This is a genomic window from Bradyrhizobium sp. 147 (assembly GCF_023073935.1).
Taxonomy (GTDB): Bacteria; Pseudomonadota; Alphaproteobacteria; order Rhizobiales; family Xanthobacteraceae; genus Bradyrhizobium.
On the sequence record NZ_JADPKL010000089.1, the window covers coordinates 227,920 to 244,369 of the forward strand.

At 63.8% G+C, this 16,450-nt stretch carries 14 protein-coding genes and 1 pseudogene; 4 read left to right on the forward strand and 11 right to left on the reverse strand.

Going from position 1 to position 16,450, the window contains the following annotated elements; genetic code table 11:
- Positions 1–202 precede the first annotated feature (202 nt).
- The 4 genes from IVA87_RS22260 to IVA87_RS22275 form a co-directional block, all read right to left on the reverse strand.
- On the reverse strand, positions 203–664 hold the full coding sequence (locus IVA87_RS22260) for a DUF3237 domain-containing protein (protein WP_247294556.1): 462 nt from the start codon (positions 662–664) through the stop codon (positions 203–205).
- A 12-nt stretch (positions 665–676) separates the two neighbouring features.
- Complete coding sequence (locus IVA87_RS22265) at positions 677–1,996, reverse strand: TRAP transporter permease (protein WP_247294557.1); 1,320 nt, start codon at positions 1,994–1,996, stop codon at positions 677–679.
- 2 nt (positions 1,997–1,998) lie between these two features.
- Entirely contained in the window at positions 1,999–2,508 is a 510-nt protein-coding gene (locus tag IVA87_RS22270; RefSeq protein WP_247277892.1) for a TRAP transporter small permease, read from the reverse strand.
- 248 nt (positions 2,509–2,756) lie between these two features.
- Positions 2,757–3,773: a TRAP transporter substrate-binding protein gene (locus IVA87_RS22275; protein WP_247277891.1), complete on the reverse strand. Its 1,017-nt coding sequence runs from the start codon at positions 3,771–3,773 to the stop codon at positions 2,757–2,759.
- 269 nt (positions 3,774–4,042) lie between these two features.
- Between IVA87_RS22275 and pobA the strand changes: the two genes are divergently transcribed.
- Entirely contained in the window at positions 4,043–5,212 is a 1,170-nt protein-coding gene (gene pobA / locus IVA87_RS22280) for a 4-hydroxybenzoate 3-monooxygenase (protein WP_247294558.1), read from the forward strand.
- A gap of 248 nt (positions 5,213–5,460) precedes the next feature.
- Positions 5,461–5,874 (forward strand): annotated as a pseudogene (locus IVA87_RS22285) (PaaI family thioesterase); the annotation flags it as partial.
- Positions 5,875–5,964: 90 nt separating this feature from the next.
- Here the strand turns inward: IVA87_RS22285 and IVA87_RS22290 are convergent.
- On the reverse strand, positions 5,965–6,849 hold the full coding sequence (locus IVA87_RS22290; RefSeq protein WP_247294559.1) for a LysR family transcriptional regulator: 885 nt from the start codon (positions 6,847–6,849) through the stop codon (positions 5,965–5,967).
- A 120-nt stretch (positions 6,850–6,969) separates the two neighbouring features.
- Here IVA87_RS22290 and IVA87_RS22295 point away from each other — a divergent pair, with 120 nt between their 5' ends.
- The gene (locus IVA87_RS22295) at positions 6,970–7,596 is read left to right on the forward strand and encodes a pyridoxamine 5'-phosphate oxidase family protein (protein ID WP_247294560.1); all 627 of its coding nucleotides are present in this window, start codon (positions 6,970–6,972) and stop codon (positions 7,594–7,596) included.
- 151 nt (positions 7,597–7,747) lie between these two features.
- On the opposite strand, the gene IVA87_RS22300 is transcribed toward IVA87_RS22295, so the two are convergent.
- Genes IVA87_RS22300 through IVA87_RS22310 form a run of 3 tightly spaced genes read right to left on the reverse strand, consistent with a single transcriptional unit; the run spans position 7,748 to position 11,292 of the window.
- On the reverse strand, positions 7,748–8,479 hold the full coding sequence (locus IVA87_RS22300) for an ABC transporter ATP-binding protein (RefSeq protein ID WP_247294563.1): 732 nt from the start codon (positions 8,477–8,479) through the stop codon (positions 7,748–7,750).
- Positions 8,476–10,245, reverse strand: a complete 1,770-nt coding sequence (locus IVA87_RS22305) for a branched-chain amino acid ABC transporter ATP-binding protein/permease (protein ID WP_247294566.1) — start codon at positions 10,243–10,245, stop codon at positions 8,476–8,478. The genes IVA87_RS22300 and IVA87_RS22305 overlap by 4 nt, the downstream gene beginning before the upstream one ends.
- A gap of 6 nt (positions 10,246–10,251) precedes the next feature.
- On the reverse strand, positions 10,252–11,292 hold the full coding sequence (locus IVA87_RS22310) for a branched-chain amino acid ABC transporter permease (RefSeq protein WP_247277881.1): 1,041 nt from the start codon (positions 11,290–11,292) through the stop codon (positions 10,252–10,254).
- Between the two features lie 177 nt (positions 11,293–11,469).
- Here IVA87_RS22310 and IVA87_RS22315 point away from each other — a divergent pair, with 177 nt between their 5' ends.
- A complete protein-coding gene (locus IVA87_RS22315; RefSeq protein ID WP_247294568.1) occupies positions 11,470–11,991 on the forward strand; it encodes a MarR family transcriptional regulator in 522 nt (173 codons plus the stop codon).
- A 258-nt stretch (positions 11,992–12,249) separates the two neighbouring features.
- Here IVA87_RS22315 and IVA87_RS22320 read toward each other — a convergent pair whose 3' ends face one another.
- The 3 genes from IVA87_RS22320 to IVA87_RS22330 all read right to left on the reverse strand — a co-directional run bounded on the left by IVA87_RS22320 (position 12,250) and on the right by IVA87_RS22330 (position 16,354).
- A complete protein-coding gene (locus tag IVA87_RS22320; protein WP_247294571.1) occupies positions 12,250–13,533 on the reverse strand; it encodes a glycerate kinase in 1,284 nt (427 codons plus the stop codon).
- A 197-nt stretch (positions 13,534–13,730) separates the two neighbouring features.
- Positions 13,731–14,960, reverse strand: coding sequence for an ABC transporter substrate-binding protein (locus tag IVA87_RS22325; protein WP_247294574.1), 1,230 nt, complete (start codon positions 14,958–14,960; stop codon positions 13,731–13,733).
- A 176-nt stretch (positions 14,961–15,136) separates the two neighbouring features.
- Positions 15,137–16,354, reverse strand: coding sequence for an ABC transporter substrate-binding protein (locus IVA87_RS22330; protein WP_247334980.1), 1,218 nt, complete (start codon positions 16,352–16,354; stop codon positions 15,137–15,139).
- Positions 16,355–16,450 lie beyond the last annotated feature (96 nt).

Here is a 16,450-nt window from a genome sequence, read left to right on the forward strand (position 1 = left end):
TTTTGGGGGAGTCAAGGCGGGGGCGGTCCAGGCGCGCCAGAATGCTGCTCCAAAACGCGACGTCGTCCCGGCGAAGGCCGAAACCCATACCCCCCAGGGAGCACTTTGGCGAAGACCCCTTGCCCGGTACTCCGGCCGTCTACAATCGATGGACCACGCGGTAGGGGTCCGGGCCTTCGCCAGGAGGACGGCGGGGTGTGTTTTACATCACCTGGTGCACATCGATCACCACGCGGTCGGCATGGCGCGCGGCTGACGCCACGAAGATATGTTCCATCAGCCAGCGATAGGTCTCGTGCCCGGTCTCGAATCTCGGCACGGTGCGGAAATAGATCAGCTTCGGATCGACCGGCTCGCCGCGCTTGAGCTTTTGCAGCAGCTCCACCGGGCCGAAGCGCATGCCCTTGTTCTCGACATAAACGGTCGCGCCGTCGTCGGTCTGGAAGGCGTATCTGGCTTCGAGGTCGATCAGCTCGTTGGGACGGATGGTCTGGAAGTCGGCGCCGAAGGGGAGCACACGACCGGCGATCGCGCCCGTCACCTCGCCGCCGATGATCGGAATGATGCGTCGCACGCCGATCCCGGTCTCGCCGGCGCTGACGACGTCGCCGATTTTTGCTGTGATGGTGAAGACGTACTTTGTCTCGAGCGTCGGATTGGTCATCGCGTCACCTCGTCAATGCGCCATCATCCGCGTCGGCAGCCAGGTTGCCAGCAGCGGGAAGGCGATCAGGATCACGAGGCGCACCAAATCCGTCGCCACGAACGGGATCACGCCCTTGAAGATGGTGGAGAAGGAGACGTCCTTCACCACGCTCTTAATGACGAAGACGTTCATGCCGACCGGCGGATGGATCAGGCCAAGCTCGACGGTCATGACGATGATGACCCCGAACCAGATCGGGTCGAAGCCAAGATGCATGATCACGGGGAAGATGATCGGCACGGTGAGGATGATCATCGCCATGGCGTCCATCAGGCAGCCGAGCACCAGATACATCACCATGATCAGCGCCAGCACGCCGTAGGGACCGAGGCCGAGCCCGGTGAGGAATTCCGTGACCTTCTGCGGCGTCTGCGTCACCGTCAGGAAGTAGCCGAAGATCAGCGCGCCGATCAGCACCGTGAACACCGCGGCCGCGGTGCGCGTCGCCTGCAGCAGTGAGGCCAGCACCTTCTCGCGGTCGAGCCGGCCGGTCAGCACGCCGATGATGAAGGCGCCGGTGGCGCCGACGCCGCCGGCTTCCGTCGGGGTGAAGCGCGGCAGGAACGGCAGGCCGTACAGGCCGCCGATGACGAACACGAACAGCAGCACCGGCGCCCAGATGTCCTTCAATCCGGCAAAGCGTTCACGCCACGGCAGCACCTTGCCCTTGGGCAGGAAGTCAGGCCTGACATAGCCGATCAGGCCGATCGTGATCATGTACATGGTCATCGCGAGCAGACCCGGGATGATGCCGGCGATGAAGAGCTTGCCGATGTCCTGCTCGGTGATGATGCCGTAGACCGCGAGCACGGTGGAGGGCGGCAACATCGCACCTAACGTCCCGCCGGCCGCGATCACGCCGGTGGCAAAGGACTGTGGATAGCCGAAGCGGCGCATCTCCGGATAGGCGACGGCGGAGAAGGTCGCGGCGGTTGCGACCGAGGAGCCGCAGATCGCGGCAAAGCCGCCGCAGGCACCGACTGTGGCGATGCCGAGCCCGCCGCGCAGATGCCCGACGAAGCCATTGGCGGCGCGGAATAGCTCGCGGCTCATGCCGGAATTGCTGACGAAGGAACCCATCAGCAGGAACATCGGAATGACGCCGAAGGTGTAGTCGGTGACCGTGCGCATCGAAGTCTGGCCAACCAGCTTTAGCGCGGGCGTCGCGCCGACCAGATAGGAGAAGCCGGAGACGCCGACGAGGCCCATGGCCATGCCGACGGGCACGCGCAGCAGCATCAGGACAAACAGGGAAACGAAGCCGATTACGGCGACGGCATCGGTGCTCATGATCACTCCGTCGCCTTGATTTTGGGATCGTGCATCTCTTCGGGATGGAAGATCAGCCGGTAGGTGCGAATCGCGATCAGCAGCACGGCGGAGACGTCGCCGATCCATGCGATCGCGAAGAATGGCCAGGTCGGCATGTGCATGTCGAAAGTCTGGACGTTGTCGTTGTAGGTGCCGCGCACCTTGTCGAACAGCGTCCAGGTCTGCACCGTGACGACGAACAGCAGCACCAGCGTTGCGAACACGTCGATCCAGCGCTGATAACGCGGCCCGACATTGCCCCAGACCAGGTCGACCGTGATGTGGGTGCCGCGATAGGAGGTCGCCGCGATGCCCCAGAAGATCAGGATGCCGAGCAGCATGCGGCCGATATCAAAACTGTCGGGAATCGAATAGTTTAGCGTGTTGCGCAGCAGCACCGACAGGAAGATGTCGAGTGCGACGAGGCCGACAAAGCCGGCCGCGATCCATTCGATCGAGTCGATAAAGCGATCCATCCAGGCGCGCTTCATGGGGAAAGAGTCCTTCCGACGAGTTCGAGATGTGCCCGTAATGGAGCTGCGCTCCCTCCCCCGCTTGCGGGGGAGGCATAGGCGGCCTTCGGCCGCCGTTCTTGAAGACAACGCCGATGCGGAGCATCGGCTACGGGAGAGGGTGCTTCCACAATTGAGGACCCCAAGAGGAGAGAGCCCTCACCCGCGCTAGGCGCCGACCTCTCCCGCAAGCGGGAGAGGTGCAGCGAGTGCGCCGCCACAGCGCATCACTCGGCCAGCGCGTTATACTTCTTCAGCGAGGCCTTCAGATCCGCAAGGGCTGCATCCGGATCGGCACCGGCCTTCTTGGCGCCGTCGCTCCAGGTCTTCACCAGCGGCTCGGCGGCCTTCTTCCAGGCCGCGGTCTGCTCGCCCGTGAGCTTGTAGACCTCATGGCTCGATTCCGCCTTTACCTTGTCGATGCCGGCGTCCTCGAACTTGCCCCAGTGCTCGCCGACCGCGCCTGCCATTTCGACCGTGCAATTCTTGTCGATCGCGGCCTTCTGCTTGTCGGACATGGCATTGTACTTGTCCTTATTGATCACGAACACGAAGGTCGTGGTGTAGAGCGGCGCCTCCATGTCGTATTTGGTCACCTTGTCGATGCCGAACAGCACCAGGGAGCCCCAGGGGAAGGTGACACCGTCAGCGACGCCGCGCTCGATGATGTCGCGCACTTCGGGCGCGGAGGACTGCACATTGGTGCCGCCGAGCGAGGTGACGAAATTCGCCATGGTGGCGTGGGCTGGACGGATCTTCAGGCCCTTCACGTCATCGGGAACCACGATCTTCTTGGTGCGCGAGTGGAAGGAGGAGGGCGAGTGGACGAAGGCGAGACAATACTTGACGTCCTTCATCTCTTTCTCGGCATATTTGCGGTACCAGGCATCCAGCCCCATCGAGCCGCCCTTGGCGTCCGAGATCAGGAACGGCAGCTCGCCGGCGCCGATAATTGGGAAGCGGCCGGGCTGGTACCCCGGATTGACATAGGTGACGTCAGCGATGCCATCGCGCGCCATGTCGTAATGGTCGAAGGCTTTGCCGAGTTGCTGGGCCGGAAACACCTTGCCCTTGATAGTGCCGCCGGAGTCCTTCTCGACCGCGGCCGCCCAGTCTTCCAGCGATTTCTGTAGGGGATGCGAGGCCGGCACCCAGTGCGAGATCTTCAAATCGAAGGTCTTGTCCTGCGCGAGCGCAGGCGTCACGCTTGCTGCCAGCAGCAACGCCAGACAGGCTTTCCTCATCACGCGTCTCTCCCTGTTTTCGACGGCGGGCTTCGACGGCCCCGGTCTCATTAATTAACATGTTATCTAATTGGCCGGCGTGTTCAAGCCGGAACTGACGCATGCCTGGCCGCGCCGCCATCTACGTCAGCCATGTTTGCATGGATTTGTCGCGCTGCGACGACGACCGCTCCCCTTTTGCTCAACGATTATATGATATAATTATCGTCAGCCGGCCGCCGCGACAAGCAGGCCGCGACGAAAGCCTACAGCATCGGAAGGAGCAAGTATTGCGGACAAAAGTCGCAATCATCGGGGCAGGACCGGCCGGATTGTTGCTTGGGCAACTGCTGCACACATATGGCATCGACAATGTCATTCTGGAACGGCAGAGCCCAGACTATGTGCTCGGCCGCATCCGCGCCGGCCTGCTGGAGGAGGGGACCGTTGCGCTGCTCAACCAGATCGGCGCCGGATCGCGGGCACATGCCGAAGGCCTGGTGCATGAGGGCATCGAGCTCGCCTTCTCCGGCCGCCGTCACCGCATCGACATGAAGGCCGCGACTGGCAAGACCGTGATGATCTACGGCCAGACCGAGGTCACGCTCGACCTGATGAATGCGCGCAAGGCTGCAGGTCTCATTTCGGTGTACGAGGCCAGGGACGTGCAGCCGCATGATTTCGACGGTGCTCACCCGCGCGTCACCTATGTCAAGGACGGCATCACCCACACGATCGAGTGCGATTTTATCGCCGGCTGCGACGGCTTTCACGGCGTCAGCCGCGCCAGTGTCCCGGCCACGGCGCTCGAGGAATTCGAGCGGGTCTATCCGTTCGGCTGGCTCGGCATTCTGTCCGAAACGCCCCCTGTCAGCCACGAGCTGATCTATTCCAATCACGCGCGCGGCTTTGCGCTGTGCACCATGCGCTCGACCAAGCGCAGCCGCTATTATGTGCAGTGCTCGCTCGAGGACCATGTCGACCAATGGCCGGACGAGCGGTTCTGGGACGAATTGAAGCGCCGGCTCGACCAGGAGGCGGCCGACAGCCTCGTCACCGGTCCTTCGATCGAGAAGAGCATCGCGCCCCTGCGCAGCTTCGTCGCCGAGCCGATGCGCTTTGGCCGGATGTTTTTGTGCGGCGATGCCGCGCACATCGTGCCGCCGACCGGGGCCAAGGGGCTGAACCTCGCCGCGAGCGACGCGCATTACCTGTCGAGCGCGCTGCGCGAATTCTATGACGAGAAATCCTGCGCCGGGATCGACGCCTATTCCGCCAAGGCGCTGGCGCGGGTCTGGAAGGCCGTGCGCTTCTCCTGGTGGATGACCTCGATGCTGCACAAATTCCCCGACACTGGCACCATCGGCGCTCGAATCCAGCTCGCCGAGCTCGATTACGTCACGCACTCGCAGGCCGCGATGACGTCGCTGTCGGAGAATTATGTGGGGCTGCCGTTCTAGGACGGTGCGTCCACATCGTCATTGCGCGCCAACGGGTCCGCGCGAAGCGCGGCCCGATGACAGGCTCCGCGAAGCAAGCCAGAAATTTTCTTCGCGGAGACAGTCTGGGGTGCTTCGTCGCAAGGGCTCCTCGCAGTGAGGGCGGGATCGTTTCAAACGCCCGCGCAAATCCCGTTTAAAACTTTGTAGGTGATGCGTTCGTCACGTCCATCGCGTTCAATGCCAACGATCAGCAACGCGAGACAGCCATGACCGCAACCGATATCCCTGCTGGCTTCGAGCCGCTCTTTCGCAAGAGCCCTCTCACCGAGCCCTGGGAGCCGCTCTACGCGAAGAAGACCGACAAGTCCGTCATCATCGGCCTGCGGCTGGCGAAGCCGCACACCAACGGCCGCGGCCTGATCCATGGCGGCCTCATCACCGCGCTCGCTGACAATGCCATGGGCTACAGCTGCGCGCAGGCGACGGGCTGGACCACGTCGTTCGTGACGGTCTCGCTCTCGGTCGATTTCGTCGGCTCCGCCGAGATCGGCCAATGGTGTTCGATCGAGAGCGACGTGATCAAGACCGGCAAGACGATCTGCTTCGCACAGTGCCTGATCAAGTCCGACGACACCGTGATCGCACGGGCGAGCGGGACGTTCCGCGTGGTGCCGAAGAGGGATGACCGTCATTCCGGGGCTCGCGAAGCGAGAACCCGGAATCTCGAGATTCCGGGTTCGGTCCCGCGGACCGCCCCGGAATGACAGTCATCATCCGAATCTCCAGTCCGTCGTCTCCACCACGAGATCGATGAAGGCGCGCACCTTGGCCGAGAGCAGGCGCGAGGTCGGATAGACGATGTGAATCGGCAGTGCCGGCTGCTCATACTTCGCCAGCACGATTTTGAGCCGCCCGCGCTTCAGTCCTTCGGCGGCCTGATAGGCCAGCACCCGCGTCACGCCGCCGCCGCCCTCGGCATATTGCAGCGCCGCGTCGGCGCTGTTGCTGATAAAGCGGGGGGCCGCGGTCACCTCGATGTCTCGGCCGTCGCGCAGGAAGCGCCATGCGGACCAAGGGCCGAACTGGATGGTCTGGTGCGAGACGAGGGCCTCCGGCGTCCTGGGTTCGCCGTGACGTTTGAGATAGCCGGGTGCGGCCACCACGATCCGCCGCATCTCGCCGACCTGGCGCGCGACGAGTGAAGAGTCTGCGAGATGGCCGATGCGGACGGCGGCATCGATGGCGTCTTCCACGAGATTGACGAGGTTGTCGGACAGCCGCAATTCGGCTGTGACTTCGGGATAGCGCTTGAGGTAGGCGGTCATGACCGGTCCGACATGGAGCCGGCCAAAGCCGACCGGCGCCGACACCACGAGACGTCCGCTCGGCCGGTTGCGCTCTTGCCGCGCCGAGCCGTCGGCCTCCTCGACGTCGGCGAGGATGCGGCGGGCGCGCTCGAGATAGCGGGTGCCGACGTCGGTCAGCGTCACCTGTCGCGTGGTCCGCTGCAACAGTCGCGCACCGAGATGTTCCTCCAGCGCCGCGATCAGCCGGGTCACCGCTGATGGCGATAGGCGCAGCTTGCGCGCCGCCGGCGCGAAGCCGCGCAAATCGGCGACGGTGACTAAGACGTGCATGGCTTCCAGGCGATCCATGGCATTATTGCATATATTGCAACGGTGAAGTGTCAAGCGACCAGATTGTTCTGGCGGCTGGCAAGGCCATCTTAGCTGGCGAAAGACGGAAGAATGCGCCGGATTTCAGGAGACGTTCCGATGACGACAGCAGCCCACACCTATGCCAGCGACGTCGCCTTCTCGCCGGCGGTGAAGGCGATCCAGGCGCGCAAGGGCTCGCGAGCGGCCTATGCCCGCGCCGAGCAGCGCGGCTGGCGCACCGAGGTCGACGACAACCTCGCGGCGTTCCTCACTGAGGCCAACAGCTTTTACTTCGCCACTGCCTCGGCGGACGGCCAGCCCTATATCCAGCACCGCGGCGGCCCGAAGGGATTTCTCAAGGTGCTCGACAAGCAGACGCTCGCCTTCACCGACTATGCCGGCAACCAGCAGTTCATCACCCAGGGTAATCTCTCGGAGAATCCCAAGGCCTACATCTTCGTGATGGACTACGCCCATCGCCGCCGGGTGAAGATCTGGGGTGAGGCGCGCGTCGTCGAGGACGACGAGGCGCTGATCGCGTCGCTGATGCCGAAGGGCTATCGCGCGCGGCCGGAGCAGGTGATCCTGTTCAAGATCGCGGCGTGGGACACCAACTGCCCGCAGCACATCCCGCAGAAGTTCGATGCGGCGGATGTGGCCGCTGCGCTGGCGGCGAGGGATGCCAAGATCGCGGAGCTGGAAGCGGAGGTGGCGGCGCTGAAAGAGAAGGCGGCGGGCCGTTAGGCACGGATTTCGCAGCACCCTCCGCTGTCATGCCCGCGAAGGCGGGGCATCCAGTACGCCGCGGCCCCTCGGTTCAATCACAACCGTCTCGGCATACCGGATCGCCCGCTTTCGCGGGCGATGACAGCAAGTATGCCGAAGCCCTTCGAATCTAGATCGCACTCTCGCCTTCGTGCTGGAAGCCGAGATAGCTGGCTGCGACGCGCTCGTTTGCCGCGATCTCGCTGGCCTTGCCGCTGAGCGCGAACTCGCCGAGCTCCATCACATAAGCCTGGTCCGCGATCTTCAGCGCGGCCTGCGCGTTCTGCTCGACCAGTAGGACGGAGACGCCGCTGGCGCGGAGCTCGGTGACGATGCGGAAAATGTCGGCGACGATGATCGGGGCGAGGCCGAGGCTCGGCTCGTCCAGCATCAGGAGCTTCGGCTCGCCCATCAGCGCACGGCCCATCGCGAGCATCTGCTGCTCGCCGCCGGAGAGTGTGCCGGCGAGCTGCTTGCGCCGCTCCTTCAACCGCGGAAACAGCGCGTAGACCCGCTCCATCGAGGCTTTCGCCCTGCTTCGCTCGATGCGGAAGGCGCCCAGCTCGAGATTGTCCTCGACATTCATGGTCACGAACAATTCGCGGTGCTCGGGAACGAGGCCGAGGCCCATCGCGACGCGGTCCTCGATATCGAGCTGCGCCAGATCCTGGCCCGCAAAGGCGACGCGGCCCTTGAGCGGCAAAATGCCCATGATGGCCGAGAGCAGCGTGGTCTTGCCGGCACCGTTGGCGCCGACGATGGTGACGATCTGGTTGGCCCCGACCTCGAGCGAGACCGAGCGCACGGCCTCGACCTTGCCATAGGCGACATGTGCGTCGGTGACGGACAACAGCGCGCTCATGCCGCCACTCCGAGATAGGCCTTGATCACTTCGGGATCGCTCTTGATCGTCGCGGGTGTTCCCTCTGCGATCTTGGTGCCGAAATCAAGCACCACGATGCGGTCGGCGAGGTTCATCACGAAACCCATGTCGTGCTCGACCAGCAGCACGCTCATGCCGCCGTCGCGCAAATCGCGCAGCAGCGTCGCGAGCCGTTGCTTCTCCATATGGCGCAGGCCGGCGGCGGGCTCGTCGAGCAGCAGCAGCATCGGATCGACGCAGAGCGCGCGGGCGATCTCGACGATGCGCTGCTGTCCGAGCGACAGCGAGCCTGCAAGCTGGTGCATCTGCTCGGCAAGTCCGACACGCTCGATCTGGCGGGCGGCCTCGGCAAGCAGCTTGGCCTCGTCGGCACGGTCGAGCCGCAGCATCGAGGCGATCGGCCCCGAATGGCCCCGCAGATGCGCGCCGATCGCGACGTTCTCCAGCACCGTCATGTCGGGGATGAGCTTGACGTGCTGGAAGGTGCGGGAGATGCCGAGCTTGACGATCTCCTGCGGCGGCGCCTTGTCGACCTTGTTGCCGAGCACCGAGATCGAGCCCGAGGTCGCCGACAGTACGCCGGTGATCAGGTTGAACGTCGTGCTCTTGCCGGCGCCGTTCGGGCCGATCAGCGCGACAATCTCGCGGGCCTGGACGTCGAAGGAGACGTTGTTGACGGCGACCACGCCGCCGAACTGCTTTCGCGCTTTTTCGACCTGGAGCAGAATGCCGGATGGGCCTGCAGCGCGAGCGCGTGATTCGAGCTTCAACGAGGTATCGGGCTTCCTGCCGGTGGTGCGCTCGGGCAGGAACGACATCAGCCAGGGCCAGAGGCCGCCGGGCGCGAGCTGCAGCAGCGCCACCAGCATGATGCCGAACACGATGGTCTCGACCTGGCCGGAGCCGGGCAGGATCAGCGGCAGATAGCTTTGCAGCACCTCCTTCAGCACCACGACGATGGCCGCGCCGAGCACGCCGCCCCAGACATAGCCGGCGCCGCCGACGACCGCGATGAAGAGATATTCGATGCCGGCCTGGGCGCCGAACGGCGTCGGGTTCACCGCGCGCTGAAGATGCGCGTAGAGCCAGCCGGAGAGGCCGGCCAGCACCGCGGCATGGATGAACACCAGCAGCTTGGCGCGCGGCGTGTGCACGCCGAAGGCTTCCGCCGCGACATGGCCGCGCCGGAGCGCGCGGATGGCGCGGCCGGTGCGTGAGTCCAAGAGGTTCACCGTCAGCAGGGCCGAGACGATGACGGCGACCCAGATTGCGTAATAGATCGACCCGGGAGAGAGCATTTTGAACGCGCCGATCGACAGCGGCGGGATCGCCGAGATGCCGTCGTTGCGGCCGAGAAACTCCAGCTTGCTGAAGAGGTAGAACAGGCCGAGGCCCCAGGCGAGCGTGCCGAGCGGCAGGTAATGGCCGGAGAGGCGGACGGTGATCAGCCCGAGCAGCACCGCGAGCGATCCGCTGACCACGAGCGACAACGGCAGCGTCAGCCAGGGCGACAGGCCGTAGCTTGTCGACAGCACCGCGGTGGTGTAGGCGCCGAAGCCGACGAACGCCGCTTGCCCGAACGAGGTCAGGCCGCCGACGCCGGTCAGCAGCACGAGGCCCATCGCGACGAGGGCGGCAAGGCCGATATTGTCGAGCAGCACGATCCAGAACGGCGGCATGCCGGGCACAAACGGGATCGCCGCCATGACAAGCGCGAAGATGAGGATGGGAAGCCGGCTCTGCATCGCGCGTCAGTCCTTCTCTTCCTCGACCGCGGGCGCGGCGAGCGAGCGCAGCAGCAGCACCGGGATCAAGAGCATGAAAACGATCACCTCCTTGTAGTTGGAAGCATAGAAGGACGAGAACGCCTCGACGATGCCGACGACCAGCGCCGCGACGGCGGTCAAGGGATAGCTGACGAGGCCGCCGATGATCGCGGCGACGAAGCCCTTCAGGCCAATCAGGAAGCCGGAATCGTAGTAGAGCGTCGTGATCGGCACGATCAGGATGCCCGACAGCGCGCCGATGACGGACGCCAGCAGGAAGGCGATCTGCCCTGACAGCGTGGTGCGGATGCCGGCGAGCCGTGCCCCTAACCGGTTGACGGCGGTGGCGCGCAGCGCCTTGCCGTAGAGTGTCAGCCCGAAGAACAGCCAGAGACCGATGATGAAGGCAATGGTGATGGCGTAGACGGTGATGCTCTGGCCGGTGAAGCGCAGCGCGCCCGCGGTGAAGGCGCCGGACAGCACGGCCGGTCCGCGCTGGCCTTCGGCGCCGAAGAACAAAAGGCCCAGCCCCTGGAGCGCGAGGTGCACGCCCACCGATGCGATCAGCAGCACCAGCACGGAGGTGTGCGCCAGCGGCTGGAAGGCGATCCGGTAGAGATACAGGCCGATCATCGCCACGATCACCAGCGATAGCGCGATGCAGATTGCCACCGGGGGCTTCTGGGCGGCGAAGTAAACGGTCAGCGCCAGCACGATCGCCGGCAGCACGATGTTGGCAACGATGCTGCGCAGGATCAGCCGCCCGTGCAGCGCCTTGCGCGCCACGAACAGATCGAAGACGAAGGCGCCGATGCCCAGCGCCAGCGCGAGTTTTGCCGTGCCCGGCATCTGGCCCGCCGCCAGCGAGGCATAGGTCAGCGCGCCATAGGTGACGAATTCGCCCTGGGGAATGAGGATGACGCGGGTGACGGCGAACACCAGCACCAGCGCCAGGCCGAGCAGCGCATAGATCGCGCCATTAGTGATGCCGTCCTGCACCAGGAACAGCATGATGGTGGTATTCAAGACCGGACGCTCCCCCTAAAGATGACGGACCGGTCCCCCCATTGTGGTGGACGGTCCGCTCACAGCCATTGAAAAACGCTGGCGATATTTGATATGATCCATAACAATTATCAAATATAATCTCAAGCGTGGCGCGGGCGATCGGGCCGAATTTAGCGGGATTACGAGCAAGAGGCGATGACCGTTTCCAAAACTGCTGAAAAGTCCTCCGAAAAGCCGGCCGACACGGCCAAGGGCCGCAAGGACGCCGCCGAGGCTCAGCCCGAGGCGCTTCAGCTCGGCGAGCTCTCGGAGCAGCTCGGCTACGTCTTGAAGCGGGCCCAGCTCAAGGTGTTCGAGAATTTTTTGCGTTGCATGGCCACGCTCCAGCTCACGCCGGCGCAATTCTCGGTGCTGCTGCTGGTCGAGAAGAATCCGGGCCGTAACCAGACCGAGATCGCCTCCACCCTCGGCATTCTCCGGCCGAACTTCGTGGCCATGCTCGACAATCTCGAAAGCCGCGACCTTTGCGCGCGGATCCGCTCCACCAATGACCGCCGCTCGCACATCCTGGTCCTGACCGACAAGGGCAAGGCCGTGCTGACCCGCGCCAAGAAGCTCGTCGCCACCAAGCACGAGGCGAGGCTCAACGACCTGCTCGGGCAGGCCAACCGCGAAACCCTGCTCGCGATGCTCGCGAAAATCGCCAACGAGTTTTGAGGTGCGGCGGGACCGCGTAACCGGGCCGTCTCGTGGCAAGCCCAAGCCACATTCTCCGCTGTCATGGCCCGGCTTGCCGTCTTCGCTAACGCTTCGCCGGCCCAACACTGAAGAGCCCGGCGAAGCTATAGCGTAGCCGGGACCGGGCGATCCAGTATTCCAGAGCCGGCGCGGCTAAATCGAGAGGCCGCGGCGTACTGGATTCGCCGAATTCGAGGCCCGGTGGCGGGGAATGACAGCGCAGTGTGGAGAGCGACCTCAATCCACCAGGATCACACGGATATCGTTCACATTGGTCAGCGTCGGGCCGGGCTGTAGCAGATCGCCGGTCGCCTCGAAGAACGTGGTCGCGTCGTTGTTGTCGAGATAGACCTCTGGCTTAAGCCCCAGCGCCTTCATCTTGGCGAACGTGGCCGCGTCGATCAGCGCGCCGGCGGGGTCGGTGGGATGGCCGGCGCCGCCATCGGCGCCATCGGTGTCGCCGGCCAGCGCCGAGATGCCAGCCGTGTCCTTCAAGAGGCCCGCGAGCGCCAGCGCGTATTCCTGGTTCGGTCCGCCGCGCCCCTGGCCGCGCACGGTCACCGTAAGCTCACCGCCGGAGAGGATCGCGACGCGCCTGCCTTGCGCGCGCGCTTGCAGCGCGAGCTTGGCATGATCGGCAGCGACCTCGCGGGCCTCGCCTTCGAGATCGGCGCCGAGGTCGATGGTCTCGTAACCGGACTCGCGCGCCAGCTTCACCGCCGCGTCGAGCGACTGCTTGGGCCGCGCGATCAGCTCGAAATGCGCGCGCGCGAAGGGGGCGTCACCGGGCTTGCAGCTTTCATTGGCGGGATCATCCAGCGCGCGGCGAACGGCGTCGTCGATGTCGAGCTTGTATTTCGCCACGATCGCACGTGCATCTGAAAGCGTGGTCGGATCCGGCACGGTCGGGCCGGAGGCGATCGCGGAAGGGTCGTCGTGCGGCACGTCGGAGATCGCCAGCGTGACGATCTCGGCGGCATTTTTGCCGGCGCGCGCCAGCCGGCCGCCCTTGATCCGCGACAGATGTTTCCTGACCGTGTTCATCTCGCCGATCGGCGCGCCCGAGCGCAGCAGCGCCTTGTTGACCGCCTGCTTCTGCGCGAAGCTGATGCCGTCCACCGGCGCGATCCAGTTCGCCGAGCCGCCGCCGGTGAGCAGCACCAGAAGCAGATCGTCCGGCCTGGCCTCGCCCGCGAGCGCGAGCGTGTCGGCCGCACCTTTGAGGCCAGCCTCGTCAGGCACGGGATGGCCGGCCTCGACCACGCGGATGCGGCGCGTCGGCACGCCATAGCCATGGCGCGTGGTGGCGATGCCGACGAGGCGCTCCGGCGCGAGCTTCAAGGTGTCGAGATAGTGCCGCTCCGCGGCCGCGGCCATAGCGCCTGCGCCCTTGCCGGCGGCGAGGCAGATCACCCGTCCTTTGGGCGCGGGCCGCAGGTGCGGCGCCAGCACGACGTTGGGGTGGGCGGCGGCAACGGCAGCGTCGTAGAGTGCGCGGAGCAGGGGACGGCGGTCGGTCATGACGAAGGCCTTGGGCAGGGTCTCGGGCGAAGCGATGGCGGCGATACCGCCGCTCCCCTGCCTACCGCATCGGGCGCCAAAGCGTAAGCGCCCTCTGCCATCATTGGATTATGCAATCGCGTGATCATAATCGGCGCGCAAGCAAAAACCCCTGCGCGAGCCGCGCAGGGGGTGTTCTCGTCATCTGTTTCAGAGGGCTAGCCGCCGGCTTCAGCGTTGATCACGTCGCCGAACAGCTCCCAGCGCTCGCCTTTGAAGCGCTGCAGCTGCAGCGAACTGATCGGCGCGAAATCGGTCGGCGAGGTGTTGATCTTGATGCCGGGCAGCAGCACCTCGGTGCGGAAGTCCTTCAGGGTGGCCGCCTGTTTCATGACATTCGCGCGCGTCAGGTCGTCGCCGCAGTTCTTCAGGACCTGGACCAGCGTCTGCGCAACGCCGTAGCCGACGATGGTGCCGCCGTCGGTCTTGTCGCCTTCGGGGAAGTATTTCGTCATGAAATCAAGAAATGCTTTCATGCCGGCGTCGTTGGCCCATTGCGTGTCGGTGGTGTCCTTCAGATAGGCCGCCGAGATAATACCCTGCGCGTTTTCGAAGCCTGCCGGCTTGATCACGCTTCCGACCGAGGCCGAGACGTTGTTGAGGAAGTGGGTCGGTTTCCAGCCGATCTCGGCGTTCTTCTTGATGGCCTGCGCCGCAAATTTCGGCGTGGTGATGTTGACGAAGACATCGGCGCCCGTCGCCTTCAGCTTGACGATGTGATTGTCAATGGTCGGTTCCGACGTCTCGTAGCTTTCCTCGGCTACGATCATGTTCGCGGCCTTCGAACCAAGCCCGTCCTTCAGGCCCTTGAGATAGTCCTTGCCGTAATCGTCGTTCTGAAACAGAACGGCAATCTTCGCGTTCGGCATCTCCTTCAGGATGTACTTCGCGTAGATCTGCGTCTCGCTTTGGTAATTGGGCTGCCAGCCCATCGTCCAGGGGAAGTTCTGCGGATCGTTCCACTTGGTGGCGCCGGTGGCGACGAACAGCTGCGGCACCTTTTTCGAGTTCATGTATTTCTGGATCGCCGAGTTCGGCGGCGTGCCGAGCGAGTTGAAGATGAGCAACACCTCGTCGCTCTCGACCAGCTTGCGTGCCTGCTCCACCGTCTTTGGCGGCGAATAGGCGTCGTCATAGCTGATGAAATTGATCTTGCGGCCGTTGATGCCGCCCTCGTCATTGATCTTCTTGAAATAGGCGGCTTCGGTCCGCCCGATGATGCCATAGGCGGAGGCCGGTCCGCTGTAGGGCATGATGTTGCCGATCTTGATCTCGGTGTCGGTCGCGCCGGTATCGTATTTTTTCTGGGCCGATGCAGTGGAGGCGGAGGTCGCAATGAGCGCGAGCGCCAGTGACGCGGCCGCAAATTTGCCGGTGACAGCGGGCATTCCTATCTCCCTATTTTCTTGGTGTGCGCGTCCTTCTTCTTGGCTTGATTGTTTTGGTGACGCTGCGGCAATTCAATACGATTTGTCCGAGAGCTTCAAGGAAAAGCCCCTGCGGCAAGGCCGCAGAGGCTTCGTCTTTAGTCGATTGGGGTTACATCTTTAGCGACTGGTTAAGGCTAGCCGCCGACGTCGCCGCTCAGGATCTCGCCAAATCGCTCCCAATGCTCGCCCTTGAAGCGGATCAGTTGCAGCTGCGAGAGGGGTGCGAAATCGGTGGGCGAGGTGTTGACCTTGATGCCCGGCAACAGGCCGCCAGGCTCATAGTCCTTGATGCTGGCGGCCTGCTTCATGACGTTCTCGCGGGTCAAATTGTCACCGCAGGCCTTGAGCACGTGAACGAGGCCCTGGCTCACGATGTAGGCATACATGACCGAAGCGTCGGCGCGGTTCGCTTCCGGATAGTACTTATCCAGGAACTCGTTCCAGGCGATCATCGCCGGGTCGTTCTTCCATTGCGCGTCGGTCGGGTCCTTGAAATATTGCGACGAGATGATGTCCTGCGCGTTCTCGAACCCGGCCGGCTTGATCACGCTACCGATCGAGCCCGAGACGTTGTTGAGGAAATGCAGCGGCTTCCAGCCGAGTTCGGCGTTCTTCTTGATCGCCTGCGCCGCGAATTTCGGCGTGGTGATGTTCATGAACACGTCGGCGCCCGAGGCTTTCAGTCTCACGATGTGCGAGTCGATGGTCGGCTCGGAAACCTCATAGCTGTCCTCGATGACGATCATCGAAGCCGCCTTGGCGCCGAGCCCGTCCTTGAATCCCTTCAGATAGTCCTTGCCGTAATCGTCGTTCTGATAGAGCACCGCGATCTTGGCGTCCGGTTTGTTCTTCAGGATGTATTTGGCGTAGATGATGGTCTCGCTCTGGTAGTTCGGCTGCCAGCCCATCGTCCAGGGAGAGTTCTGCGGATCGTTCCACTTGGTGGCGCCGGTGGCGACGAAGAGTTGAGGCACCTTCTTCTGGTTCATGTATTTCTGGATCGCCGAGTTCGGCGGCGTGCCGAGCGAGTTGAAGATGAGCAGCACCTCGTCGCTCTCGACCAGCTTGCGCGCCTGCTCCACCGTTTTCGGCGGCGAGTAGCCGTCGTCATAGGTGATGAAGTTGATCTTGCGGCCGTTGATGCCGCCTTCGGCGTTGATCTTGCGAAAAAAAGCTTCCTCGGTCTTGCCGATCACGCCGTAGGCGGAGGCCGGTCCGCTGTAGGGCATGATGTTGCCGATCTTGATTTCGGTGTCGGATGCACCGGTGTCGTATTTCTTCTGCGCGGACGCTGTCGTGGACAGGGTTGCAGCCAGCACGAGGGCCCCCAATCGCACATGCATTGCAGGCATCTTGATCTCCCTAGGTAGGTTTGAATGTGCCGTGTTCTTGATTGGAAGCGATCGTTGCGCGTCGCTTCGGCACACATTGAATACCCTTCCCGGGCG